Origin of the sequence: Sphingomicrobium nitratireducens, from assembly GCF_026157035.1 — a bacterium.
Lineage (GTDB): Bacteria > Pseudomonadota > Alphaproteobacteria > Sphingomonadales > Sphingomonadaceae > Sphingomicrobium > Sphingomicrobium nitratireducens.
This window is the reverse complement of the sequence record NZ_JANJZA010000001.1, coordinates 1698992-1721978: the sequence shown is the minus strand read 5'-3', so window position 1 is coordinate 1721978 and position 22987 is coordinate 1698992. Positions and strand designations below refer to the sequence as shown.

The 22987-nt window shown below is 62.3% G+C and carries 21 protein-coding genes; 12 read left to right on the top strand and 9 right to left on the bottom strand.

What is annotated here, in order from left to right:
• The first annotated feature begins 51 nt into the window (after positions 1-51).
• The 8 genes from NNY25_RS08840 to NNY25_RS08805 are packed head-to-tail and all read left to right on the top strand — an operon-like array spanning position 52 to position 10892.
• Complete coding sequence (locus NNY25_RS08840) at positions 52-2802, top strand: nitrate/nitrite transporter (RefSeq protein WP_276591667.1); 2751 nt, start codon at positions 52-54, stop codon at positions 2800-2802.
• 17 nt (positions 2803-2819) lie between these two features.
• Positions 2820-6572, top strand: a complete 3753-nt coding sequence (locus NNY25_RS08835; protein ID WP_265570994.1) for a nitrate reductase subunit alpha — start codon at positions 2820-2822, stop codon at positions 6570-6572.
• Positions 6569-8092, top strand: coding sequence for a nitrate reductase subunit beta (gene narH, locus NNY25_RS08830; protein ID WP_265570993.1), 1524 nt, complete (start codon positions 6569-6571; stop codon positions 8090-8092). The genes NNY25_RS08835 and narH overlap by 4 nt, the downstream gene beginning before the upstream one ends.
• Positions 8089-8799, top strand: coding sequence for a nitrate reductase molybdenum cofactor assembly chaperone (narJ, locus tag NNY25_RS08825; RefSeq protein ID WP_265570992.1), 711 nt, complete (start codon positions 8089-8091; stop codon positions 8797-8799). The genes narH and narJ overlap by 4 nt, the downstream gene beginning before the upstream one ends.
• A complete protein-coding gene (gene narI, locus NNY25_RS08820) occupies positions 8796-9530 on the top strand; it encodes a respiratory nitrate reductase subunit gamma (protein ID WP_265570991.1) in 735 nt (244 codons plus the stop codon). The genes narJ and narI overlap by 4 nt, the downstream gene beginning before the upstream one ends.
• On the top strand, positions 9527-10390 hold the full coding sequence (locus tag NNY25_RS08815; protein ID WP_265570990.1) for a peptidylprolyl isomerase: 864 nt from the start codon (positions 9527-9529) through the stop codon (positions 10388-10390). Before narI ends, NNY25_RS08815 begins: the two co-directional genes overlap by 4 nt.
• Entirely contained in the window at positions 10390-10689 is a 300-nt protein-coding gene (locus tag NNY25_RS08810) for a hypothetical protein (RefSeq protein ID WP_265570989.1), read from the top strand. The genes NNY25_RS08815 and NNY25_RS08810 overlap by 1 nt, the downstream gene beginning before the upstream one ends.
• Positions 10686-10892: a hypothetical protein gene (locus NNY25_RS08805; RefSeq protein ID WP_265570988.1), complete on the top strand. Its 207-nt coding sequence runs from the start codon at positions 10686-10688 to the stop codon at positions 10890-10892. Before NNY25_RS08810 ends, NNY25_RS08805 begins: the two co-directional genes overlap by 4 nt.
• Here the strand turns inward: NNY25_RS08805 and NNY25_RS08800 are convergent.
• The gene (locus tag NNY25_RS08800) at positions 10877-11356 is read right to left on the bottom strand and encodes a hypothetical protein (protein ID WP_265570987.1); all 480 of its coding nucleotides are present in this window, start codon (positions 11354-11356) and stop codon (positions 10877-10879) included. The genes NNY25_RS08805 and NNY25_RS08800 overlap by 16 nt on opposite strands.
• 167 nt (positions 11357-11523) lie before the next feature.
• Between NNY25_RS08800 and NNY25_RS08795 the strand changes: the two genes are divergently transcribed.
• Positions 11524-12198, top strand: coding sequence for a helix-turn-helix domain-containing protein (locus NNY25_RS08795; protein WP_265570986.1), 675 nt, complete (start codon positions 11524-11526; stop codon positions 12196-12198).
• A 40-nt stretch (positions 12199-12238) separates the two neighbouring features.
• Here the strand turns inward: NNY25_RS08795 and NNY25_RS08790 are convergent, their stop codons facing one another.
• Positions 12239-13450, bottom strand: coding sequence for an alginate export family protein (locus NNY25_RS08790; RefSeq protein ID WP_265570985.1), 1212 nt, complete (start codon positions 13448-13450; stop codon positions 12239-12241).
• 138 nt (positions 13451-13588) lie between these two features.
• On the opposite strand from NNY25_RS08790, the gene NNY25_RS08785 reads away from it, so the two are divergent.
• Together NNY25_RS08785 and mobA are read left to right on the top strand one after the other, a co-directional pair.
• A complete protein-coding gene (locus NNY25_RS08785; RefSeq protein ID WP_265570984.1) occupies positions 13589-14329 on the top strand; it encodes a sulfite exporter TauE/SafE family protein in 741 nt (246 codons plus the stop codon).
• Between the two features lie 8 nt (positions 14330-14337).
• The gene (gene mobA, locus NNY25_RS08780; protein WP_265570983.1) at positions 14338-14916 is read left to right on the top strand and encodes a molybdenum cofactor guanylyltransferase; all 579 of its coding nucleotides are present in this window, start codon (positions 14338-14340) and stop codon (positions 14914-14916) included.
• Here mobA and NNY25_RS08775 read toward each other — a convergent pair.
• From NNY25_RS08775 to ubiM, 7 genes are all read right to left on the bottom strand, one after another.
• The gene (locus tag NNY25_RS08775; RefSeq protein WP_265570982.1) at positions 14913-16103 is read right to left on the bottom strand and encodes a molybdopterin molybdotransferase MoeA; all 1191 of its coding nucleotides are present in this window, start codon (positions 16101-16103) and stop codon (positions 14913-14915) included. The genes mobA and NNY25_RS08775 overlap by 4 nt on opposite strands.
• A complete protein-coding gene (moaC, locus tag NNY25_RS08770; RefSeq protein ID WP_265570981.1) occupies positions 16100-16576 on the bottom strand; it encodes a cyclic pyranopterin monophosphate synthase MoaC in 477 nt (158 codons plus the stop codon). The genes NNY25_RS08775 and moaC overlap by 4 nt, the downstream gene beginning before the upstream one ends.
• Positions 16573-17109 (bottom strand): molybdenum cofactor biosynthesis protein B, encoded by a 537-nt coding sequence (gene moaB / locus NNY25_RS08765; protein ID WP_265570980.1) that lies wholly within the window; start codon positions 17107-17109, stop codon positions 16573-16575. Before moaB ends, moaC begins: the two co-directional genes overlap by 4 nt.
• A complete protein-coding gene (locus NNY25_RS08760; RefSeq protein ID WP_265570979.1) occupies positions 17109-17570 on the bottom strand; it encodes a molybdenum cofactor biosynthesis protein MoaE in 462 nt (153 codons plus the stop codon). Before NNY25_RS08760 ends, moaB begins: the two co-directional genes overlap by 1 nt.
• A 4-nt stretch (positions 17571-17574) precedes the next feature.
• Positions 17575-17787 carry a MoaD/ThiS family protein gene (locus tag NNY25_RS08755; protein WP_265570978.1) on the bottom strand — a complete coding sequence of 71 codons (213 nt, stop codon included), beginning with the start codon at positions 17785-17787 and terminating at the stop codon, positions 17575-17577.
• An 88-nt stretch (positions 17788-17875) separates the two neighbouring features.
• The gene (locus NNY25_RS08750; RefSeq protein ID WP_265570977.1) at positions 17876-18553 is read right to left on the bottom strand and encodes a carbonic anhydrase; all 678 of its coding nucleotides are present in this window, start codon (positions 18551-18553) and stop codon (positions 17876-17878) included.
• 4 nt (positions 18554-18557) lie between these two features.
• Positions 18558-19790, bottom strand: coding sequence for a 5-demethoxyubiquinol-8 5-hydroxylase UbiM (gene ubiM, locus NNY25_RS08745; RefSeq protein WP_265570976.1), 1233 nt, complete (start codon positions 19788-19790; stop codon positions 18558-18560).
• Between the two features lie 323 nt (positions 19791-20113).
• Here ubiM and NNY25_RS08740 point away from each other — a divergent pair, with 323 nt between their 5' ends.
• Positions 20114-22942 (top strand): MobA/MobL family protein, encoded by a 2829-nt coding sequence (locus tag NNY25_RS08740; RefSeq protein WP_265570975.1) that lies wholly within the window; start codon positions 20114-20116, stop codon positions 22940-22942.
• The last annotated feature ends 45 nt before the right edge of the window (positions 22943-22987 follow it).

The window sequence follows — 22987 nt, the reverse complement described above, 5'->3', positions numbered from 1 at the left end:
AGTCAGCGCAATGAAGTTGAACATCTCAACCCAGATATCGGGGGAGCTTAGATGACTGAAGGACTTTTAGACCAGAAGGCGCAAGGCGCGGGGAAGATCCTCGGCATGAGCACCTTCGCGTTCACCATCTGCTTTGCGGTGTGGACGATCTTCTCGATCATCGGGGTGCAGATCAAGGCCGACCTCGGCCTTAGCGACACCCAGTTCGGCCTGCTCGTCGGCACGCCGATCCTCACCGGCTCTCTCAGTCGCATCTTCCTCGGCATCTGGACCGACCAATATGGCGGGCGGATCGTCTTCGCCCTGACCATGCTGGCAGCGGCGGCGGCGACCTTCATCCTTTCCTATGCCAGCACCTACGAGATGTTCCTGCTCGCCGCGCTCGGCGTCGGCCTTGCGGGCGGCAGTTTTGCGGTCGGCATCGCCTACGTCTCCAAATTCTACCCCAAAGAGAAGCAGGGTACCGCACTCGGCATCTTCGGGGCGGGCAACGTGGGTGCGGCGGTGACCAAGATGGTCGCGCCGCTGGTACTCGTCGCAGCCGGCTGGACCGCGGTCGCACAGCTCTGGGCGGCGGTTCTCGCGGCCACTGCGGTGATCTTCTACCTCACCACCCAGGACGACCCGGAACACGCCGCGCGCAAGCGTTCGGGCGAGAAGCCGCGCGCGGCCTGGCTGCAGCTCGAGCCGCTCAAGAACCAGCAGGTCTGGCGCTTCTCGCTCTATTACTTTTTCGTGTTCGGCGCATTCGTCGCGCTGGCGCTGTGGCTGCCAAAATATCTCATCGAAGTGTACGGGCTCGACATCAAGACCGCGGGACTGCTCGCGGCGGCCTACTCGATCCCGGCCAGCCTGTTCCGGGCCTATGGCGGGCACCTGTCCGATCGCTACGGCGCGCGCAAGGTGATGTACGCGACCTTCATCGTGTCGCTCATCTGCCTGTTCATGCTGAGCTATCCGAAAACCGACTATATCATCGACGGCATTCGCGGCCCGATCGCCTTCTCGACCGAGATGAGCCTCGTGCCCTTCGTCGTCACCGTGTTCATCCTCGGCTTCTTTATGTCGCTGGGCAAGGCCGCGGTCTACAAGCACATCCCCGTCTACTACCCCGGCAATGTCGGCTCGGTCGGCGGTCTCGTCGGCATGATCGGCGGGCTCGGCGGGTTCATCCTGCCGATCACCTTCGGCGTGATGAACGACGTCATTGGCGTGTGGACCAGTTGCTTCATGCTGCTGTTCCTGATCGTCGCCGTGTCGCTCGCATGGATGCACTTCTCGGTGCGCCAGATGGAGCAGAAGGCGATGGGCAAGGAACTGGGCGAACTGCCGCAGTTCGCCGAGATGCAGCACATCCACGAACCGGCAAAGCACAAGTCGGCCAGCGCCGTTATCGAGGACTGGCGTCCCGAGGACGAGGAGTTCTGGGCCGACAAGGGGGCCAAGATCGCGCAACGCAACCTGTGGATCTCGATCCCCTGCCTGTTGCTCGCCTTCTCGGTCTGGATGGTCTGGTCGGTGGTGGTCGCAAAGCTGCCCAATATCGGCTTCGACTACAGTACCAACCAGCTCTTCTGGCTGGCGGCACTACCGGGGCTGGCGGGCGCGACCCTGCGCATCTTCTACAGCTTCATGGTCCCGATCTTCGGCGGTCGCCTGTGGACCACCCTGTCGACCCTCTCGCTGCTGATCCCGGCCTTCGGCATCGGCTATGCGGTGCAGAACCCCGACACTCCCTACTTCATCTTCCTGGTGCTGGCGCTGCTGTGCGGCCTTGGCGGCGGCAACTTCGCCTCCTCGATGGCCAATATCAGCTTCTTCTTCCCCAAGCGGCAGAAGGGTAATGCGCTCGCGCTCAATGCGGGGCTCGGCAATGCCGGTGTGTCGGTGATGCAGTTCCTCGTCCCGATCGTGATCACCATGGGCGTGTTCGGCGCGCTGGGCGGCGAACCGCAGCAGGTCGCGGGCGGCGAGCCACTGTGGATCCAGAATGCGGGCTTCATCTGGGTGCCCTTCATCCTGATTTCGGCGGCCTTCGCCTGGTTCGGGATGAACGACATCGCCTCGGCCAAGGCGAGCTTCGCCGACCAGGCGGTGATCTTCCAGCGCAAGCATAACTGGATCATGTGCGTGCTCTACACCGGGACCTTCGGGTCGTTCATCGGCTACTCGGCGGGCTTCCCGCTCTTGTCGAAGATCGCCTTCCCGGACGTCGACAGCCTCAAATATGTTTTCCTCGGCCCGCTCGTGGGTGCGGTCTCGCGCGCCGCGACCGGGTGGATCTCGGACAAGTGGGGCGGCGGACGCGTCACCTTCTGGGTGTTCCTGATGATGATCGCGGCGGTTGCCGGCGTGCTCTACTTCCTTGGCATCAAGGAGCAGGAAGGTGCGTTCTGGGGCTTCTTCGCGATGTTCATGCTGCTGTTCTTCGCGACCGGCGTGGGCAACGCGTCGACCTTCCAGATGATCCCGATCATGATGCGCAAGGAAATGGTGCGCATCTACCCGAACGATGCCGCCGACGTGCAGCTGCGAAAGGCGGAGAAGGAATCGGCAGCGATCATCGGCTTCACCTCGGCGATCGCGGCCTACGGGGCCTTCTTCATCCCGAAATCGTACGGCACCTCGATCGAGCTGACCGGCACTCCCAACGCGGCACTATGGGGCTTCATGGCCTTCTACGCGCTGTGCGCGGTGATCACCTGGCGGGTCTACACCCGCAAGGGCGGGATGCTCCACGACATCGAGCGCGGGCGCGAAGACCCGATGCCTTCTTCCACCCTCGCCGCACAGCCGGCCTGACAGGAGCTTAGCGAGAGATGAGCCATTTTCTCGATCGCCTGACTTATTTCCGTCGCTCGCAGGAGAAATTCTCCGACGGGCACGGGATCACCACCGACGAAGCGCGCGACTGGGAAGACGCCTATCGCAAGCGTTGGGCGGCGGACAAGATCGTCCGCTCGACCCACGGGGTGAACTGTACGGGCAGCTGCTCGTGGAAGATCTACGTCAAGGGCGGGATCGTCACCTGGGAAACCCAGCAGACCGATTATCCGCGCACCCGGCCCGACCTTCCCAACCACGAGCCGCGCGGCTGCCCGCGCGGGGCGAGCTACAGCTGGTATCTCTATTCGGGAACCCGGATCAAATACCCGCTGGTACGCCAGCGGCTGCTCAGGCACTGGCGCGAGGCGCGCAAAACGATGAGCCCGGTCGCGGCGTGGGATTCGATCGTCAGCGACACTGGCAAGCGCCAGGACTGGGTGTCCAAGCGCGGGCGCGGCGGCTTCGTGCGCGTCGACTGGGAGGAAGTCTCCGAGATCATCGCGGCGGCCAACGCGCACACGATCAGGAAATATGGCCCCGACCGCATCGCGGGCTTCTCGCCAATCCCGGCGATGAGCATGGTGAGCTATGCCGGCGGCGCGCGCTATTTGTCGCTGATCGGGGGCAATTTGCTCTCCTTCTACGACTGGTATTGCGACCTTCCGCCCTCGAGCCCGCAGACCTGGGGCGAACAGACCGACGTCCCCGAGAGCGCGGACTGGTACAATGCGGGCTTCCTGCTCGTGTGGGGCTCGAACATCCCGATGACCCGCACACCCGACGCGCACTTCTATTCCGAAGCGCGCTATCGCGGGGCCAAGAGCGTGGTGATCGCGCCCGACTATAACGAAGCGGCCAAGTTCTCCGACATGTGGCTGCATCCCAAGCAGGGCACCGACGCCGCGCTCGCAATGGCGTTCGGTCATGTCGTGCTCAAGGAGTTCTACGTCGAGCGTCAGGCGGAATATTTCGCCGACTATACGCGCAAATATTCCGACTTCCCGCTGCTCGTTCGGCTGGAGGAACAGGACGGCAGGCTGGTTCCGGGCCACATGCTGCGCTGTGCCGATCTGAAAGGCGCGCTGGGCGAAGAAGCCAATCCCGACTGGAAGGCCGTCGCGATCGACGAGACGAGCGGCAAGCTCGTCGCGCCGCTGGGCTCGGTCGGCTATCGCTGGGGCGACAAGGGCAAGTGGAACCTCGAGGAGAAAGACGGCAAGGGCAAGGACGTCCGGCTACAAACCACGCTTGCCGATGACAATGACGGCATCGCTTCGGTCGCCTTCCCCTATTTCGGCGGGGTCGCACCGCACGATTTCGTCGCCACAGATCACGACGACGTGCTCGAACGCAATATCCCGGTCAAGGAAGTGAAACTGGCTGACGGATCGACTGCAAAAGTCGCCACCGTCTTCGACCTCTACTGCGCCAATTATGGCGTCGATCGCGGCTTCGGGGGGGGCAATGTCGCCAAAGATTTCGACGACGACACGCCCTTCACCCCGGCATGGGCCGAGAAGGTCACCGGCGTGCCGCGCCAGGCGATCATCCAGACCGCGCGCGAATTCGCCGACACGGCGGAAAAGACCAAGGGCCGCTCGATGGTCATCCTCGGGGCGGGCCTGAACCATTGGTACCACATGGACATGAACTATCGGGGCATCATGTCCCTCCTGATCATGTGCGGTTGCATCGGCCAGTCGGGTGGCGGCTGGTCGCATTATGTCGGCCAGGAGAAGCTCCGTCCGCAGTCGGGCTGGCTCCCACTGGCCTTCGCGCTCGATTGGCAGCGCCCGCCGCGCCAGATGAACGGCACCAGCTTCTGGTATGCCCATACCGACCAGTGGCGCTATGAATCGCTCAAGATCGACGAGATCATATCGCCGCTCGCGCCCAAGGGAGACTGGGGCGGCAGCCTGATCGATTTCAACGCCAAGGCGGAGCGGATGGGCTGGTTGCCCAGTGCGCCGCAACTGCAGGCCAACCCGCTCGACCTGGGCAAGGAAATCCACGAAGCTGGCCTCGATGCCGGCCAGACGGTGGCCGAGCGCTGGAAGGAGGGAAGCCTCAAGCCTGCCAGCCTCGATCCCGACAATCCGGTCAACTGGCCGCGCAACCTGTTCACCTGGCGCTGCAACCTGCTCGGCGCGAGTGGCAAGGGGCACGAATATTTCCTCAAGCACCTCGTCGGATCGATGCACGGCGTCGTCGGCACCGATGCCGAGGAGGCAGGGGTCGTGCGACCGCGCGACGTCAAGTTCCACGCGGAGGCGCCGGTCGGCAAGCTCGACCTGATGGTCAATATCGACTTTCGCATGTCGACCACCTCGCTCTACTCGGACATCGTCCTGCCGACGGCGACCTGGTACGAGAAGGACGACCTCAACACGTCCGACATGCACCCGTTCATCCACCCGCTGCAGGCGGCAGTGGATCCGGCCTGGGAGACGCGGAGCGACTGGCAGATCTTCCGCACCATCGCGAAGAAGTTCAGCGAGGTCGCGCCGGAGGTACTGGGGGTCGAGCATGATGTGGTTCTGAACCCGATCCAGCACGACACGCCGATGGAAATGGCGCAGCCCTACGAACCCAAGGACTGGCTCAAGGGTGAATGCGATCCGGTACCGGGCAAGACCATGCCTACGGTCACTCTGGTCGAGCGCAACTATCCCGAGACCTATGCGCGCTTCACCTCGCTAGGGCCGTTGATGGACAAGCTCGGCAATGGCGGGAAGGGCCTCGCTTGGAATACCGACCATGAGATCGAGGCGCTCGGTGACCTCAACGGTCGCGTTCTCGAAGGGCCGGCCAAGGGGCGTCCAAAGATCGAGAGCGATATCGATGCCTGCGAGACGATCCTGATGCTCGCGCCCGAGACCAATGGCGAAGTCGCCGTGAAGGCTTGGGAATCCCTGGGCAAAGCAACCGGGCGCGATCACCTTCACCTCGCCGAGGGGAAGGAGGAGGAAAAGATCCGCTTCCGCGACGTCGCCGCGCAGCCGCGCAAGATCATCTCGTCCCCGATCTGGTCGGGGCTGGAAAGCGAGAAGGTCTGCTACAATGCCGGCTACACCAACGTGCACGAGCTGATCCCGTGGCGCACGCTCACCGGGCGCCAGCAGCTTTACCAGGATCATCACTGGATGCGGGCCTTCGGCGAAGGCTTCGTGACCTATCGGCCGCCGATCGATACCAAGACGGTGATGAACGTGCTGGGCCAGCTGCCCAACGGCAACAAGGAAATCCAGCTCAACATCCTGACCCCGCACCAGAAGTGGGGCATCCATTCGACCTATACCGAGAATCTCATCATGCTCTCGCTCAATCGCGGCGGGCCGACGGTGTGGATCAGCGAAGACGATGCGCGCGAGGCGGGGATCGAGGACAATGACTGGATCGAGGTGTTCAACATCAACGGGGCGCTGACCGCACGCGCAATCGTCTCGCAGCGCATCATGCCGGGTTCGGCGCTGATGTATCACGCGCAGGAGAAGCTGGTGAACACGGTCGGGTCCGAAGTGACTGGCCAGCGCGGCGGCATCCACAACAGCGTGACGCGCATCAACATGAAGCCGACCCACATGATCGGCGGCTATGCGCAACTGGCCTACGGCTTCAACTATTACGGGACGGTCGGTGCCAATCGCGACGAATTCGTGATCGTGCGCAAGATGAGCAAGGTGAACTGGTTCGACAAGGCGGCCGACGAAGCCGGCGATGCGACCCGGAAGGAGGTCGTATCATGAAGGTCCGCGCGCAAATCGGCATGGTCCTCAATCTCGACAAGTGTATCGGCTGTCACACCTGCTCGATCACCTGCAAGAACGTTTGGACCAACCGCGAGGGCGTCGAATACGCCTGGTTCAACAATGTCGAGACCAAGCCCGGGATCGGTTATCCCAAGGACTGGGAGAACCAGGAGCGCTGGAAGGGCGGCTGGGTTCGCACCAAGGCGGGTAAATTGGTCCCCAAACAGGGTGGCAAGTGGCGGATCCTCTCGAAGATCTTCGCCAACCCGCATCTGCCCGAGATCGACGATTTCTACGAACCCTATACGTTCGATTACGACTGGCTGCAGTCTGCGCCCGAACTGCAGGCGCAGCCGACCGCGCGACCCAGGTCACTGGTAACGGGCGAGAATCTCGAGAAGATCGAGTGGTCGGGCAACTGGGAAGACATGCTCGGCGGCGAATTCTCCAAGCGGTCGCACGACAGCAATTTCGCAGGCGTCGAGAAGGAGATCTACGGCGAGTTCGAAAAGACCTTCATGATGTACCTGCCGAGGCTATGCGAACATTGCCTCAACCCGACCTGCCTTGCCTCGTGCCCGTCGGGCGCGATCTACAAGCGCGAGGAAGACGGCATCGTCCTGATCGACCAGGAAAAATGCCGCGGCTGGCGCATGTGCGTGTCGGGCTGTCCGTACAAGAAGATCTATTACAACTGGTCGAGCGGCAAGTCGGAGAAGTGCATCTTCTGCTACCCGCGTATCGAGACCGGCCAGCCGACCGTCTGTTCGGAAACCTGCGTCGGGCGCATCCGCTACCTTGGCGTGCTGCTCTACGATGCCGATCGGATCGAAGAAGCTGCCTCGGTCGAGGACGAGAAGGATCTTTACCCCGCGCAGCTGGGCGTATTTCTCGACCCGCATGACCCCGAGGTGCAAGCTGCGGCCCGGGCGGAAGGGATCTCGGAGCAGTGGCTTGAGGCCGCCCGCCGCTCACCCGTCTACAAGATGGCGATGGAGTGGAAGGTCGCCTTCCCGCTGCACCCGGAATATCGCACCCTGCCGATGGTCTGGTACGTCCCGCCTTTGTCGCCGATCCAGTCGGCGGCCGAAGCAGGCAAGATGGCCGTGCAGGATAACATGCCCGACGTGCGCTCGCTGCGCATCCCGATGCGCTATCTCGCCAACCTCTTGACTGCAGGCGACGAGGAGCCGGTCGCCAAGGCGCTCGAACGGATGCTCGCCATGCGTGCCTACATGCGTGCCAAGAGCGTCGAAGGTCGCACCGACGAGGGCATTGCCGAGCGCGTCGGGCTGACCGGTGCGACGATCGACGAGATGTACCGCATCATGGCGCTCGCCGCCTATGAGGACCGATACGTCATCCCGACCGCACGGCGCGAGTGGGACGAGGATGCCTATGTCCTGCGCGGCCAGTCGGGCTTCGGTTTCCACGAGGCGACCCAGGGCAGCAGCAAGACCAACCTGTTCGGGGCCAAGCGTGCCCAGACCAAGCGTCCGGAAGGAGCGGGGCGATGAGCATGATGATGACCCTGCGCGGGTTGGCCGCGCTCTTGACCTATCCGAGCGAGGAACTGCGCGCCCATGTCGGCGAGATCCGCGGTGTCCTGGTCGGGGAAGGAGCGCTTTCGCGTGCCGACCGGCGGCGGCTCGAACCGCTGCTCAAGCGTAGCGCCGAGGAGGACGTCCTCGATCTCCAGGCGCGCTACAGCGAATTGTTCGACCGTGGGCGCGCGCTCTCGCTCCATCTGTTCGAGCATGTCCATGGCGACGGCAAGGAGCGCGGCCAGGCGATGATCGACCTTGCCGAGCAATATGCCGCGATCGGCATCTTCCTCGACGCGAGGGAATTGCCCGACTTCATTCCCGTGTTCCTGGAATATGCCTCGTGCCTACCCGAGGCGGAAGCGCGCGAGACCCTCGCGCAGCCGGCGCATGTCTTTGCCGCGCTGGCCGAGCGGCTCGACGAGAAAGGCAGCGATTTTGCCGCCATTTTCCATGCGCTCGTAGCGCTCGGGAAGGGCGAGGTGAGCAGCGAGGAGATCGCCGAACTGAGCACCAAGGGCGACGAGGACGCGCAGAGCTTCGAGGAGCTCGATGCCGAATGGGAGGAGGCGCCGATCTCGTTCGAGATGAGCGGCGCGCACGCGATGGGTGGGCCGACCGGAGTCGTCGCCAAGATTCGCGCTTCGAACCGCAAGAATGACAAGGAGACCGACCGATGACGGATTTCATCAACCAGCTTGCGTTCGGCTGGTATCCCTATCTCGCGGTCACCGTGCTGGTGGTCGGCTCGATCCTGCGCTTCGACGCCAATCCCTATAGCTGGCGTTCGCAGTCTAGCCAGTTCCTGCGCCGAAAGCAGATGGCGTGGGGTTCGAATCTCTTCCACCTCGGCATCCTCGTGCTGCTCGGGGGCCATTTCGTCGGCATGCTGACGCCGATCGGCGTGTTCGATGCGGCCGGAATCAGTCACGGCTTCAAGCAGACCGCAGCGATGGTCGTCGGCGGGATCGCTGGGGTCGCGGCGTGGATCGGGTGCAGCTTGCTGCTCCACCGTCGCCTGTTCGACAAGCGCATCCGGATGAGTTCGTCGTTCGGCGACATCATGGTGCTGGTGCTGCTGTGGGTGCAGATCACGCTGGGCGTGCTCACCACCTACTGGACGCTCGATCACCTCGACGGCAGCGAAATGGTCAAGTTCATGAGCTGGGCCAACGGTATCCTGAGGCTCGATCCGGGGGCGCCCGACAATATCAAGGACGTGGCGATGATCTACAAATTGCACATCGTCCTGGGGCTGACCTTGTTCCTGGTCACCCCGTTCACCCGTCTCGTTCATGTCTGGAGTGCCCCCATCTGGTTCCTGATGCGGCCAGGCTATCAGATCGTGCGCTCGCGCAAGCGGCGTGGCGTACCCGCCGGCGCACCTGTCGCGAAGGATTTCCGCGGATGAGAAAGCTGGACGTCCTGACCCTCGGCGGCGAGGCCGAGCGACCTCAACCGGTCATGCCGAGCGCCTGCGAAACCAGTGGGTGCGGCGGTCCCGAACCCGAGCCGTCCGAGCCGATCGAAATTGGCGGCCCGGTCAGTGTCGATGGTCAGCCGATCGACGAAGCGGCCATCGCCCGCGAGATGCAGAATCATCCCGCCGCGAGCGCCGAGGACGCCTGGCTCGCAGCGGCCCGTGCGCTGACCGTGCGCGAACTTCTCCGCCGTGAAGCCGGGGCGGATGAGGACGAGGCCGAAGCGGCCATCGGCAGTTTGCTCGAAGAAGCGGTCGATGCCGAGCGGCCCGGCGAAACCGAATGTCGCCGGGCCTATGACGCCGACCCGTCGCGTTTCGCCGCACCGGCGCTGACGGAAGCTGCCCATATCCTGATCGAACCCGAAGAGGACACGCGTGGCGGCTGGCATCGCGCCAAACAACTCGCAGAGAAGCTGATTGCCGAGATTGACGGCGAAATGCAGGCGTTCGCGGCTGCGGCTCGCGATTATTCCGGTTGCCCATCAGGCAAGCAGGACGGTTCGCTCGGCCAGCTTCGTAAAGGCGAGCTCACCCCGCCGATCGAGGCCGCGATCGAGGCGCTGGGTGTAGGCGAAATGGGCCGGGAACCCGTCCGCTCGCGCCATGGCTGGCATATTCTCTATGTCCACCGCCGTATCGCCGGGAAGCAACTTCCCTATGACGTCGTCAAGGACCGCATAGCGGAAATGCTGGAAGCACGGAGTTGGACGATGGCGGCGGCACGTTACGTGGCCGCGCTGGCGCAAAAATATCCGGTTCGCGGCATCGACCTGGCGGGAGTGGGCTGATGATGGTGGGAGACATTCTCGCCGCTGCGGCCCGGGATGCGGCTGGCTTTGCCAACTGGTTGGAAGAAGAAGACGTGGAAATGGCGGCGAAATGCCGCGCCGCCGCCAACGGAGGGCCGCTCGATAAGTGGGTGCGTGGAGCGGTGACCTGGTTCGAGCTTCATGCCAGTGCGGATGATTGGGCGACCCTCACGACGCGAATGCGCGAAAGCGATGCGCCCGGGAAGGCTCTGCTCGCGACGATGGTCGAGCGACGATTGCATTCGTGCGAATGCGCAGTTCAAGGAGATGCAGGGTGACCGAACATTCCGATAGGCCCGCCAATGCGGCACTGAATCCCGACATCAAGAGGCGCCACGACGAAATCTACAATACCGAGCATAGCGCTGCTCCGCTCGAGACCACGCACGCCCATGAAGGTAGTCAGGGTGAGGGGTGGCCATGGGTTTGGCTGATTGTGATGGTGGTGTCGGTATTGCTGGCAATCTATCTTTTGATCTGATCTTGACTTGTGCCGACCTCGCGCGGTGCTCTCAACTCATAGACTACAGTCATACTTTCCGGCGTGAAGCCGAGGCCGCGCCATTGATCCGAACCCTGCTCCGCTGTCGTCTTCGAAACTGCAGTCTGGACAAGGATTGCGGTGCATCCCCGTGCGATCGCTTCGCTTTGCAAGGCTTTGCACAACTCACCCTTGATGGTCGCTAGCTCACCGACCTCGAATGCTGCGATTGCATCGACGATCAGGCAACGTGGATGGCGCAATGTGCTGCCGCTTCGGAAGGCGGCAGTGCCATAAATCCGATCATCTCTATCGGTGACGACTACGACATCGCCGCCACGATGACGGATCAACCTGACATAGGCCGCCCAACGTCGCGCCGTGACGCGCGTCGCTGCCCGGATCAGAGGATATGCCTCATCGATCCGTCCCGGTTCTAGGGAAGATACGGTGAGACGTGGCATCGCGCTCCTCATAGAGATCGAGCTTCAAAGCCTAGTCGCAATCGCCTATGGAGCATTGAGCCAAGTCATTTCGGCACCACGCTCAAATTATGAGGATTCAGGACGACTAGATGCCAGAACCGGCCATCATTCCCTTGCCTGCCGATCATCCATGCAAAGATTGCAAGGTGCGGCCTGCCAGTTTCTGCCGCCGCCTGAACCCCGAAACGCTGATCGACATGCGCAGCATCGGCAAAATGACGGTACTCGATGCCGGCCAGCCGCTCTTTTTCGAAGGCGATAGCGTCGAGCGCGTGTTCATGGTCTCGGCGGGTGCGCTGAAACTCTATTCGCTGCTCGGTGACGGCCGTCGCCAGGTTACCGGCTTCATGTTTCCGGGCGATTTTCTGGGCATTTCGATCGAGGACGAACATGCCTTTTCGGCCGAGGCGCTCGAACGCGTCGAACTATGGGCTTTTTCGCGCAAGCAGTTCGGCGAATTTTGCGAGCGCAATCCGCGTGTCGAACGCGAACTGTTCCACCTCGCCGCGCACGAACTGGCTGCAGCACAGCAGCAGATGGTCCTGTTGGGGCGTAAGAATGCGGCCGAGCGGCTCGCGAGCTTCCTGTTGAACCTCCTTTGCCGCCGCGAGCGGTTGACGGGCAAGGACGAGCGCCAGGTCGACCTACCGATGAACCGGCTCGATATTGCCGATTATCTCGGCCTGACCAAGGAAACGGTCAGCCGCATGATTGCGCAGCTGCGTGATCGCAAACTGATCCGCCTGGTCAGCCAGAATAGTGTCGAAATTCTCGATCGCGACATGTTGTCCGATCTCGCGGCAGGGTTCGGCGAAGAGTAGGGACGCCCCGCCTCGCGAGACGGGACGTCCCTTTACAGACCTAGAACTTATACTCGGCCTGCAACCAGATTTTGTCGGTATCGACCGCGAACGCGTCCGCGCGATAGCGCGCAAATTTGGCAAGCAGTCCGATGTCCCCGGCCTTGACGCCGATGGAGGCATCCCATTCGTAGCCAAAATCGATGCTACCGACATCGCTGTCGAATTGGTGATAGACGATCTGCGCATTCATCGTCTTGGCGACCTTGCCAAGGTCGAACCCGACGCCCGCATAGCGATCCTGAAGGCCGTCGGCAGGGGTGTTGAGGAACATGTCGGCCCAGCCGTTGAATTTGTGCAGCGTGGCCATCGGGGTACGTACGGCGGTGCCGTTATCGCTCCCCAGTTGCTCATAGCCGAGTGTCATGTTGACGATCGAAAAACCGGTCCCGGCCTCGAACGCCCAATAGTCGGCGGCATAATCGAGCGGGCTGTCGCCATAATCCGACTGACGGGCATAACTGGCCTTGAGCTTAAGCGTCGACTTCCCGCCTAGCGGGACGCTGCCGTTGACGAGCAGGCCGTAGGTCTGGCTCGAATTGGCGAGGAAGAAATCTTCGTCATAGTCGAGCAGATAGGTGAAGGCCTTGGCTTGGACCTTGCCTAAATCGCTGCTGACCCCGCCGAACAGGAAGTCGCCGTCATAGGCCGTGCGCGGCCCCGCTTCGGATCCGAAAATCGTCCGCTGGCTGTTCGAATAGGTGAGGTCCGCCTTGACCTTGCCGACGCCGAACTGACCGCGCACGGCGTCGAACGTCTGTTCGCTCTGGCGCCAGCCGACCGAGCCGACCCAGCGCTGGTCATCGAGATTGATACGCTGACGGCCGATCGTCACTTCATTGCCGTCCTTGGCCCAGGAAAGCTGGAGACGGTTGAGTTCGATGCCCTCCGGGTCAGCGACGACAGAATATCCCGTCCGGCGCTGTTCATCGTCGATCGGGAAGGGGAAGGCGTTGTAATCCTGTGTCAGGCCGATCGTGCCTTCGCCTTCGGCCAACAGGGTGAAGGTGCCGTTGGACACGGTTGCTCCGGCGCGCAGGCGCAGCGTCAGTGCATCGGCTTCGCTCGTTGGCTGATCGACATTTTCATAGCGCAGACGCACTTCGGTCATGGGATCGATGGTGAATTCGCCGCTCGTATCCTGCGCAACGGCGCTGGCGGCCCCCATGATGCTGATCGCGACCATCGCGACACCGGTCATCAACTTCGTCACTTTCTTGCCCTCCCGGCATATTGGATTGATGTTGAATCAGGGCTAGCCAAGCCGAGCGGAGCAGTTGATGATTTGGGTCAATTTGCGCCGTCCTGCGCGGGGCTAATGGCCGGAAAAGCTGCAGAAAATAGGGGGCAAGTGGAACAAGAGACCGTCATTGTCATCACGCTCCTGATGGGGGTGGCCGCGATCCTCTATTCGATGGTCGGCCACGGGGGCGCATCGGCCTACATCGCGATCATGGCGCTGTTCGCGTTGGCGCCCGAAACCATGCGTCCGACGGCCTTGTCGCTCAATCTAGTCGCGGCAGGAATCGCGACCTGGCGCTATGCGTCTGCCGGACAGATCAACTGGCGTCTGCTCGCCATGTTTGTCGTCACCGCCGCGCCGGCGGCATATTTCACCGGAAGTCTGCCGATCTCGGATGGATTCTACCGACCTCTTGTCGGTGTCCTGCTGTGGCTGGCCGCGATCAAGCTGTTCTGGAATCCGTCCGCGACGGCTGGCCAGACGCCGCGCCCGCCAAGGCTCGCCATCGCGCTGCCCGTCGGGGCCGGGCTGGGTGCGCTGGCCGGGTTGACCGGCACGGGCGGTGGCATCTTCCTCAGCCCGCTGATCCTGCTGCTTGGCTGGGAAGGTGCGCGGCGCACCTCGGGTGTGGCGGCGGCCTTCATCCTGATCAATTCGATTGCCGGACTGGCGGGTAATTATGGCTCGCTGGGTTATCTTCCGTCCGAACTGCCCTGGTTCGCGCTGGCGGTCGGGGGGGGCGCGATCATCGGCAGCTGGCTCGGCTCGCGCAGGCTCGACAAGAAACGCGTGTTGCAGGGGTTGGGCGTGGTGCTGCTCATCGCCGGGGCCAAGTTGGTGCTGACATGAGCAGCTCCTTGTTCACCCTGATCCTCGCGGGTGGCGAGGGGCGACGGATGGGCGGTGGCAAGCCCGCGCGCCTGTTGGGCGGTGAACGGCTCATCGACCGTGCGGTCGCGATTGCGCGGCAGTGGGATGACGCGCCAGCAGTTGCGCTGCGCTCCTGCCGCGACAACGGAACACCGAACGCGCGAGTGCTGCAGGACCGTCTCGATCTCGACGGCCCGCTGGCTGGGCTCGCTGTCGGTGTCGAATTCGCCGTTCGCGAAGGCGCGGAGCGCCTGTTGCTGATCCCGGCGGACATGCCATTCCTTCCCGAGGACCTCCTCGAGAGGCTGGGCGAGGGGTTGGGAGCGGAAAACGGCTGCGCCATCGCGTCGAGCGGGGGGCATCGCCATCCAGTCTGCTCGCTCTGGCGTCTTGACCGGCTCGCGTCCGAGTTACCGCATTATTGCGCCAGCGGACGGCGATCTCTGATGGGGCTGGCAGAGGCGGTCGCGGCGGTCGAGATCGAATGGTCCACGGACGAACGCGACCCGTTCTTCAACATCAATGACGAGTGCGACCTCGCGGCAGCAGAGGCAATGCTTGACTAGAAATCGAGCGCCGAAATGGCCTCACCCGCATCGAGCGCAGGGTCGTTCGGCAGACGGCGCAGAAGTAGATCGGCCTGCGCAAGGGCATGCTGCGCGCTGCTATCTTGATTGCCGACAGGCATGACCGTTCCATCGTCGAGCAGGCGCGCCCGTACGAAGCTTTCGCGCTCGCCATTGGCAGGCAGTGGCGCGGCAAGAACATGCGCCCGCCAGTGCCACGTCGTATCGCAGTCACGACCCGATAGTCCGGCGATCAGCGGCGCCAGCAGCAAGCGCGCGGTGACCATGGCCGAGGTGGGATTGCCAGGAAGGCCCATCACCAGAACATCGCCGACCCGGCCCAGCCAGACAGGTTTGCCCGGTTTCATGGCAACCTTGGAGAAGAACAGCTTGAGACCGAGCGGTTCGAACATCGTCTTGGCGAAATCGCGTTCACCAACCGACGCCCCACCGGTCACGACGACCAGGTCGACCCCCTCGACGGCTTGCGCCGCAGCCCGCTCCATCCCGTCACGCTGGTCGGCGAGACGGGTCGTGCCCACAGCTTCCCCGCCCCATTGTTCGACCAATGCGGCGATGCCGTAAGAGACGCTTTCGGGAATCGTACCCGGACGTTTGCGTGCGGTGCCGGGTTCGGCCAGCTCGTCGCCGGTCGCCAGGATCCGCACGCGCGGACGTCGCCAGCAGTCGACCATCAGCTGATCGGCGGCGGCCGCAGCCACCACCTGCCGGGGGCCCATCACCGTCCCGGCATCAAGCAGTGTATCGCCGCAGCTGAAATCGTTGCCCTTGAGCCGGACGTGGCGTGAGGAGGACAGGGGCTGGGCGAACAAGGCGTCATCGCCTTCCCGTACGACCACTTCCTGAACGATCACGCGATCCGCTCCGGCGGGCATGGGTGCGCCGGTAAAAATCCGTGCGCACTGACCTGGTACGATTGTTCCAGGATCACCTGCACCGGCGAAAATCTTGTGCGAGATTGGGAGACGTACGGGGAGGGCGGTGAGGTCAGCCTCGACCACCGCATAACCGTCCATCGCCGAAACATCCGAGGGCGGGGAATAAACCGCAGCCACGACTGGAGCGGCCAGTACATGACCATGAGCCTTGTGAGGTGCCAACGGAGCACGAACACGGGGGTGTGCGACTTTTTTCACCGCGTCAAAAGCGGCGTCGAGAATGATCATGAACGGGTCCAGTCCCCAGATTTTCCACCAGATTTGGCTTCAATCCTGATGCAGCCGATCTCCATCTCGCGGTCGATTGCCTTGAGCATGTCGAACAAAGTAAGACAGGCAACGGACACGGCTGTCAGCGCTTCCATTTCGACCCCGGTGACACCCTGCGTGCGCACTTCTGCGGTAACGCGGAAACCCGGTAACGCATCGTCCATTTCGATCGTCACCACCGCCTTGGTCAGCGGCAGCGGGTGGCACAGCGGGATGAGGTCGGCGGTCCGTTTCCCAGCCATGATCCCCGCCAATTCCGCCGTTAAAACAACCGCACCCTTGGGCGCCCGTCCCTCGCGCACGGCGGCGAGCGTTTCGGCTTTGCAGATCAGCAAGCCGCTGGCGCGGGCGATGCGGGCGGTCGTTTCCTTGCCGGAAACATCGACCATGCGCGCACGTCCGTGCTCATCGAGATGGGTCAACTTGCTCATGCGCACAAATTCCTGAGGCGCGGTACCTGCCCGGCCAGGGAGCAGGGGCGGTAGCGGCTATCGAGTTCGTGGACGAGAATGTGCGTCCAGCCATCACGGCACGCTCCGGGCGAACCGGGCAGGCAGAAGATGAATTTCTCCTCGATCTGACCCGCTAAAGCGCGCGACTGGAGCGTCGACAGGCCGACGGTCGAACGGCTCGCAAGATGGAACAGCACGGAGAAGCCGTCCATTTCCCGGCGCATAAGTGGGCGGACCGCTTCCGGGGTGACGTCGCGCGGCGTGAAACCGGTACCACCTGTCGAAAGGATGACATCGACGGCGGGATCGGCGACGAACTTGCGAATCTGATTCCGGATCGCTTCGACCTCATCCTGGACGATCGCGCGCCCCGCCAGTTCATGGCCTGCCTCGACAAGCGAGGTTGCGAGATAGTCGCCCGACTTGTCGGTTTCGGGTGTGCGTGTGTCGGACACGGTGATTACCGCGATCCGCAGCGGATAGAATCTCAGTCTTTCGTCGATTCCGGCCATTATGATGTCCAGCGCTCCCTGTCCTGATAATCGGTATCGGTCGGCTCGATCCAGTGTGCCCCGCTGTCGCGTTGTTCGCGTTTCCAGAAGAAGGCTTCGGTCTTGAGCCGGTCCATCATGTAATCGACTGCTTGCAGCGCCGCACGGCGATGCCTGGACGAAGCGGCGACGAACACGATCGGTTCGTTCGGTTCGATCGTCCCGCAGCGATGGATAATCCGCGTGCCGACAATGTCGAACCGCCCGGCGGCATCGCCTGCAATCTCCTCTATGGACCGCTGGGTCATGCGGGGGTGGTGATCGAGAAACATGGAATGGACCGCGCTACCATCAGCAGCGTCGGGCCGTGCGACCCCGGTGAAGGATGCAATCGCACCCACTCCGGTCGCGTCCGCCGAAAACAGGCGCAATTCCTCCGCCGGATCGAACGGATCATTGGCCAGAGTGCAAGATGCGGCCATCGTTTCAGCCGCCCGACACGAGCGGGAAGAATTCGACCGTTTTGGCTCCGCTCACCGACGCGGTGGGAAGCACGATTTCATCGTCGACGACGATTTTGAGGCGCGGGGAGGCAAGGGCGGCGGCCGCGCCAGGATATTGGGTGCCCAGCCATTCGCGAAACTGGCCAGCGGTCCGCACGTCTTTCGGTCGTTCGACTTCGATCCGGCGTGCGATCATGTCGCCCAGTTTTCCCAGAAAATAGACTTCCATTGCTTCCTCCGGACTTCGGATTAGCCAGCGCTTCGCGGCCGCGCCCTGATACAGATCAAACCTTTTCGACCTCGTCGACGGCGATGGTTTGAAACTCCTCGTCGCCATCGACCAGCATGCGCAGCGTCCCGCTACGAATATCGAAATGCGCGCCGTGAAGATGGAGCACACCACGCGCTTCACGGTCTCCAACGCCGGGAAATTCGCGCAAGCGGGCGAGCGACAATTTGATCGACCCTAGTTCCAGCGCCAGCTGTCGTTCTTCTTCGCTTGCGTCAGGCATGGTTTCCTCCAGCCGGTCGCGTTCCGGGCGGATGGTCTCGACCCAGTGATGGACGAAGCCGCCTTCGCCCTCTTCACGATGGTCGAAACAGCCGGACAGGCTGGCTGCTATCCCTCCGCAGCCGCCATGGCCGAACACGAGGACATGTTCGACTTCCAGTTGCGTGATCGCGAATTCGATCGCGGCGGCGGCGCTATGATGACGTCCGTCTTTTTCGCACGGCGGGACCAGCGCGGCGATATGGCGCAGCACGAACATTTCGCCTGGCGCAGCATGGAAGACGGTGGCCGGATCGACGCGGCTGTCGCTGCAGGCGATCACCATCATCGGTGGGCGCTGTCCCTCCGAAGCGAGACGAGCATAGCGTTCGCGTTGCCGCTCATATTCGACGGCACGGAACATTTCGTACCCGTCCATCAGACGCTGGAAGTGATCGCCGGGTTTGTTCATCGGATCAGGCCTCCTGCATCAACAGATGCGAGACGAGGTGGCGGGCCATCGGCATGCGCGCTGCACGCAATCCGGCCTTGCGCAACGAGCGCGAAATGGGCCGGTCATCGGTGTAGAGCGAGACGATCATGTTGGTCGCGCGGTAGAGCGGCCAGCTTTCCGCCCGATGGCCCATTTCATAGCGCCGCAGCATCATCGCGCTTCCCGGATCGCCCGAGCGCCGGAGAGCGCTGGTGACCAGTTTCGAGAGGCGCTGCGTGCTGGCGAGACCCAGGTTGAAGCCGTGCGCGGTGACCGGATGCATGCCGACGGCGGCATCCCCGACCAGTGCCGCACGCGTACCGGCGAAATGCTGTGCATAGGCGGTGGTGAGCGGGTAGCGGTGGAGCGGACCGGCCATGGTCATCGCGCCGAAGCGCCCGTGATAGCGCCGCGTCAGCTCTGCGCCCTGAGCTTCGGGTGACAGTGTTGCCAGCCGTTCCGCCTCCCCGTCGGCCAGCGTCACGACCGCGGACGCCTGTCCCGGCCCGAGCGGGAGCAGGGCCAGCGTCTGCCCATGATCGAACCATTCCGTCGCGACATGACCATGATCGATTTCAATGGCGACGCGCCCGACCAGCATCGACTTGCCCAGTCGGTGCATTCGGGCCGGGATGCCGAGCATCCCGCGCACTGCGGAAAAGCGGGAGTCGGCGGCAACGACGAGGTCGCTATCGAGGACCTGTTCGTCGTCCAGCGTGACTCGTGCGGACCGGTTGTCGGTTACGACGCCGGTGACGGAACGCCCCGTCATCAGGTGGATATCGCTCCGCTCGCTGACACTTTCGAACAGCGAGCGGCGAATGTGATGGTTGGAGACGAGCGAACCGAGCCGCGCTGCTTTCCCGCCCTGCGGATCGAAGGCCAGCGCCAGCGGGGATTGACCGTCAAAGACCTGGGCTTCGGCGAGCGAATAGGCTTCGTCACTGGGAATGCGATTCCAGGCGCCGAGTTCCTTTAGTGCTGCCATTGAGCGATAGGTGAGCGCAATTTCGCGTCCGTCCGGTGGGGGCGAGCTGAGGCTTTCGTGATTCTGGCGCTCTATGACGCAAATATCTAATCCCTTGCCACTCAGGCTTCGAGCTAAGGCAAGCCCAGCGGGTCCCCCACCACATATCGAAATCGTCTTCACCATGCTCCTGATCCTCCAACGCTGAGCTTGGTGCAGATCGACAGGAACGACATTGAGATAGCTCAATGTCGTTCCTACAGGGGCGACACTCCTTGTGAGAATTCCGAATGTGGAGTGGGAGGGCGGTTCTCCGAACCGTCCGGTTATGAAAGAAGCGCAATTCCGTAAAGCTGAACGCATCAGTTTTACGGTGGTTTTTGCACCGCACGCCCTCATGGCCAGCCGTTCACTTTTACGGCCGAAAAGGCGGGCGTGGGCGACCGCGGCGGTGCGCTGGTCGGGACTGATCGAGCGATCAGGGTTAACAGCTAAGTAACTAATTTTATTTTGTGAATCCCTTCCCGACCCCCTTGGACGACTGATACAATTCGTCCCGAGGGGGAAGTCGAGTGACCGAAGAGGAAATTGATCGCGACCGGCTGATACGGCGTATGGCGAGGAAGGCCCAGCTTGAGGACGAAGACCTCGTTCGGAGCGTGGTGCGCATTCGCCCACTCGTCGATGATCCAGAAAAGAAGCGCGGTGGCGCCTACTCGCTGCCCGCCGATTTCCGCTACCCGGTCGCTTATGACGGTCGTCCGATCAGCGCGTCGGGCAGGACAACCTTCCACCTCAACCTCATCAGCGTGTCCAAGGCAGCAACCTACGGAGACAACAAGCCTTCCTTCGTGACCGTGATCAGCTCTGGCAGTGGTAGCGGCCAGGTCTCAGCCCCGGGCGACCATGAGGACTATATCGGTCGCGACGGGGCAGTCATGGAGAGCAAGCCCGAAGGCTACGGCGATTATATTGAAGCCGGAGCCTCGGGGACCCGCGCCATCATCAGCAACATCTCCAGCGATCCCGCGGCGCGTAAGCGCTTTTGGGATGCGGTCGTGCGGATGGAGCGTACTCCCCGGCGCGATCGCATGATCATCGACCTTTCGAAGATCCCTGACCAGCGGCGGGAGCGCGCGATCAGCTTTCTCGTCAAGTTCAAGGATTTGTCAAAGGAAGATCGTGCAAAGCTTCAAGAGGTTCTCGAATGGAGATGGTCTGAGCCGACCGTCGAAATCGAAATCCCGCGCAAATATTTCTACAAATTTCGAGAAAAACTGCGACGCCAGGCCATCTGGACTGACAAAGCAGCCGAGCTGCGTGCGGGGCGAGGCGGTCGTGTTCAGTATCGCATCGTGGCTGAACTACCCGATGGCCTTTCGGACGAAGCTCGCCTTGAAATTCTCCGGGCCTTTGCGGCACGGCTTGATGCTCTCGGTGTCATGTACACAGCGGTTATCCACGAGCCCGACGAGCATAACGACCGCCGGAATTATCATCTCCACATCGCGTTTTATGACCGTCCATGTGAATATCTGGTCGAGGAGGGGTGCTGGGATTTCGAACTTCGCACGCCGATCCCAGGACAGCGTGGTCGGTCGAAGGCGGAAAAGCGCCAAAACAAGAGCGAACGCGTGTCACAGCCCGCCGATGGCCAATCCCTGAAGGACCATGGCAGCGAATTCGTGAAGGGTCTCCGCGCGGACTACGCCTCGATCTGCAACGGTCTGCTCCGCGAGAACGGAAGTAATCGGCTTTTCGACCCGCGCTCCTTTGAGGCTCTGGGAATTGACCAGGAGCCGAGCATACATCTTGGTCGAGCCGAGAAAATCGACGGCGCGGGCGTACCGACCAAGGGCGGCGTCCTCAATGCAGAGCGCACCTGGCAGGGTGCCTTCAATCGCACCGAGGAGACGCTCAAGGCGTCGATGGCTGAGCGTACGAGAGCTCTTCAGAGCGGGGAAAAGGTCATCGGCGCGCTGAAGGCTCAGAATACTTCGCACGCGAAGGCGGCCGACCTGATCAGCTCGATGACGAGCCTTCGAGAGATGGCCGGCGAGCTCTCGCGATGGGAGCGTCAGGCCATGCAGATCCAGCTGACGAAAGGAATATTGTATTCGCGGGCTCACAAAACCGAACAGAGATGCCGCCGACTGCTCGGCGGCGACGCGGGTACGAAAAGCGAGAGGCAGCAACGCCAGATTGCTCAACGGCTGAAGGAGGCAGTGGAATACCGGGAAATGCTCGATCGCGAGTTTCTGCGGGATCTCCAGCGTTGGGAACTCGACCACGCTCGGCTCGAAGCCCAACAAGCGAAAGCGGCGCGCCTCGTGAAGGAGATTGACGCACTGGCTCAGGCGATGGGCGAGGCGCCATCGACCAGAGAACTTTCTGTCGACCCCTCCGAAACCCAGAAAGTCGAGCAGAGGTCGCGCCTCACGAAACGCGAACGTCACCAGGTAAGCGAGATGTACGAGGATTTTCCTGCATACGAAAGGCACTGGCTTTCGATCATCCAGAGGATCGACGACGGCCTTCCGGTCCAGCCTCCGTCGGAAGCCGGAGCTCCATTTACGGTGCCGGGGATCGCAAAAGCCGATCTCGATGTTCTGCTCAACCCGATCCTCTATCAGCGGACGCAGGGACATTTGCGTCGGATTTTCGAGAGCCGTCAGGTGCGGGGCGAGATCGAGGACCTTGGTGCTGAGGCCGAAGCCGTCACGGGAATCAGGCCACCTGTACCTGTCGCGCCCTCCTTGAAGCAGCTCCCTTCGGAACTGGATGGCAGATGGGATCAACTCAAGGCCGAAGCGCTGGCGAACCATGCTGAGGATCGCGACGCCGCAATCACCCGGGTCGCGATGCGCGTCAGGGTCGCGCAGAACGACAATTTCCCAGTGATCTTCGTCGATGGTGTCCCGCACCTCGCTCCCAGCGCTTTAGAACGGCTCACACCCGAGGACCGCTTTTTCGTGAACCACATGAAAGATCCGATCGATGAGCTTTTCACGACCTATCTCATGAAATGCCTCAGGCGTTTTCGTGACATCCTTAAGAAAAACCCAAACGCCTGCCAGGTCAGCGGCCAGCAGATATCGGCGCTGAGGAAGCACTTCCCGGAAGACCTCCATCCCCACCTGAATTGGTTGGTGAAGGACCCCGCGCTGAAATCGGAGTTCGACCGCATGCGGGAAGAAGCGAGAGCGGCACGCAAGCTGGAAGCCGCCGCGGAACAGGCGCGAACTTCATTACGCGAACCTGTACGTCAGCCATCGGTCGAGAAGGTCGAGCCTGAAAGGGCTCGGGATGTCCAGGCGGATGGAAGCTGGCCTCCGGCTCCAGGCCTGGATCAGGACTACGAACGCTGGTTGGAGCGTCAACGCGGCAGCGGTCGCGGCTAGCGCCGCAAGAAGGAGGAAGATTCAATGGAAAAGAGGAGGGTCATT

What these genes read in the sequence shown, in the direction of transcription:
- NNY25_RS08840 (WP_276591667.1), top strand. Translation starts at nt 52, where the DNA reads ATGACTGAAGGACTTTTAGACCAGAAGGCGCAAGGCGCGGGGAAGATC.
- NNY25_RS08835 (WP_265570994.1), top strand. Translation starts at nt 2,820, where the DNA reads ATGAGCCATTTTCTCGATCGCCTGACTTATTTCCGTCGCTCGCAGGAG.
- narH (WP_265570993.1), top strand. Translation starts at nt 6,569, where the DNA reads ATGAAGGTCCGCGCGCAAATCGGCATGGTCCTCAATCTCGACAAGTGT.
- narJ (WP_265570992.1), top strand. Translation starts at nt 8,089, where the DNA reads ATGAGCATGATGATGACCCTGCGCGGGTTGGCCGCGCTCTTGACCTAT.
- narI (WP_265570991.1), top strand. Translation starts at nt 8,796, where the DNA reads ATGACGGATTTCATCAACCAGCTTGCGTTCGGCTGGTATCCCTATCTC.
- NNY25_RS08815 (WP_265570990.1), top strand. Translation starts at nt 9,527, where the DNA reads ATGAGAAAGCTGGACGTCCTGACCCTCGGCGGCGAGGCCGAGCGACCT.
- NNY25_RS08810 (WP_265570989.1), top strand. Translation starts at nt 10,390, where the DNA reads ATGATGGTGGGAGACATTCTCGCCGCTGCGGCCCGGGATGCGGCTGGC.
- NNY25_RS08800 (WP_265570987.1), bottom strand. Translation starts at nt 11,356, where the DNA reads ATGCCACGTCTCACCGTATCTTCCCTAGAACCGGGACGGATCGATGAG.
- NNY25_RS08775 (WP_265570982.1), bottom strand. Translation starts at nt 16,103, where the DNA reads ATGATCATTCTCGACGCCGCTTTTGACGCGGTGAAAAAAGTCGCACAC.
- moaC (WP_265570981.1), bottom strand. Translation starts at nt 16,576, where the DNA reads ATGAGCAAGTTGACCCATCTCGATGAGCACGGACGTGCGCGCATGGTC.
- moaB (WP_265570980.1), bottom strand. Translation starts at nt 17,109, where the DNA reads ATGGCCGGAATCGACGAAAGACTGAGATTCTATCCGCTGCGGATCGCG.
- NNY25_RS08760 (WP_265570979.1), bottom strand. Translation starts at nt 17,570, where the DNA reads ATGGCCGCATCTTGCACTCTGGCCAATGATCCGTTCGATCCGGCGGAG.
- NNY25_RS08755 (WP_265570978.1), bottom strand. Translation starts at nt 17,787, where the DNA reads ATGATCGCACGCCGGATCGAAGTCGAACGACCGAAAGACGTGCGGACC.
- NNY25_RS08750 (WP_265570977.1), bottom strand. Translation starts at nt 18,553, where the DNA reads ATGAACAAACCCGGCGATCACTTCCAGCGTCTGATGGACGGGTACGAA.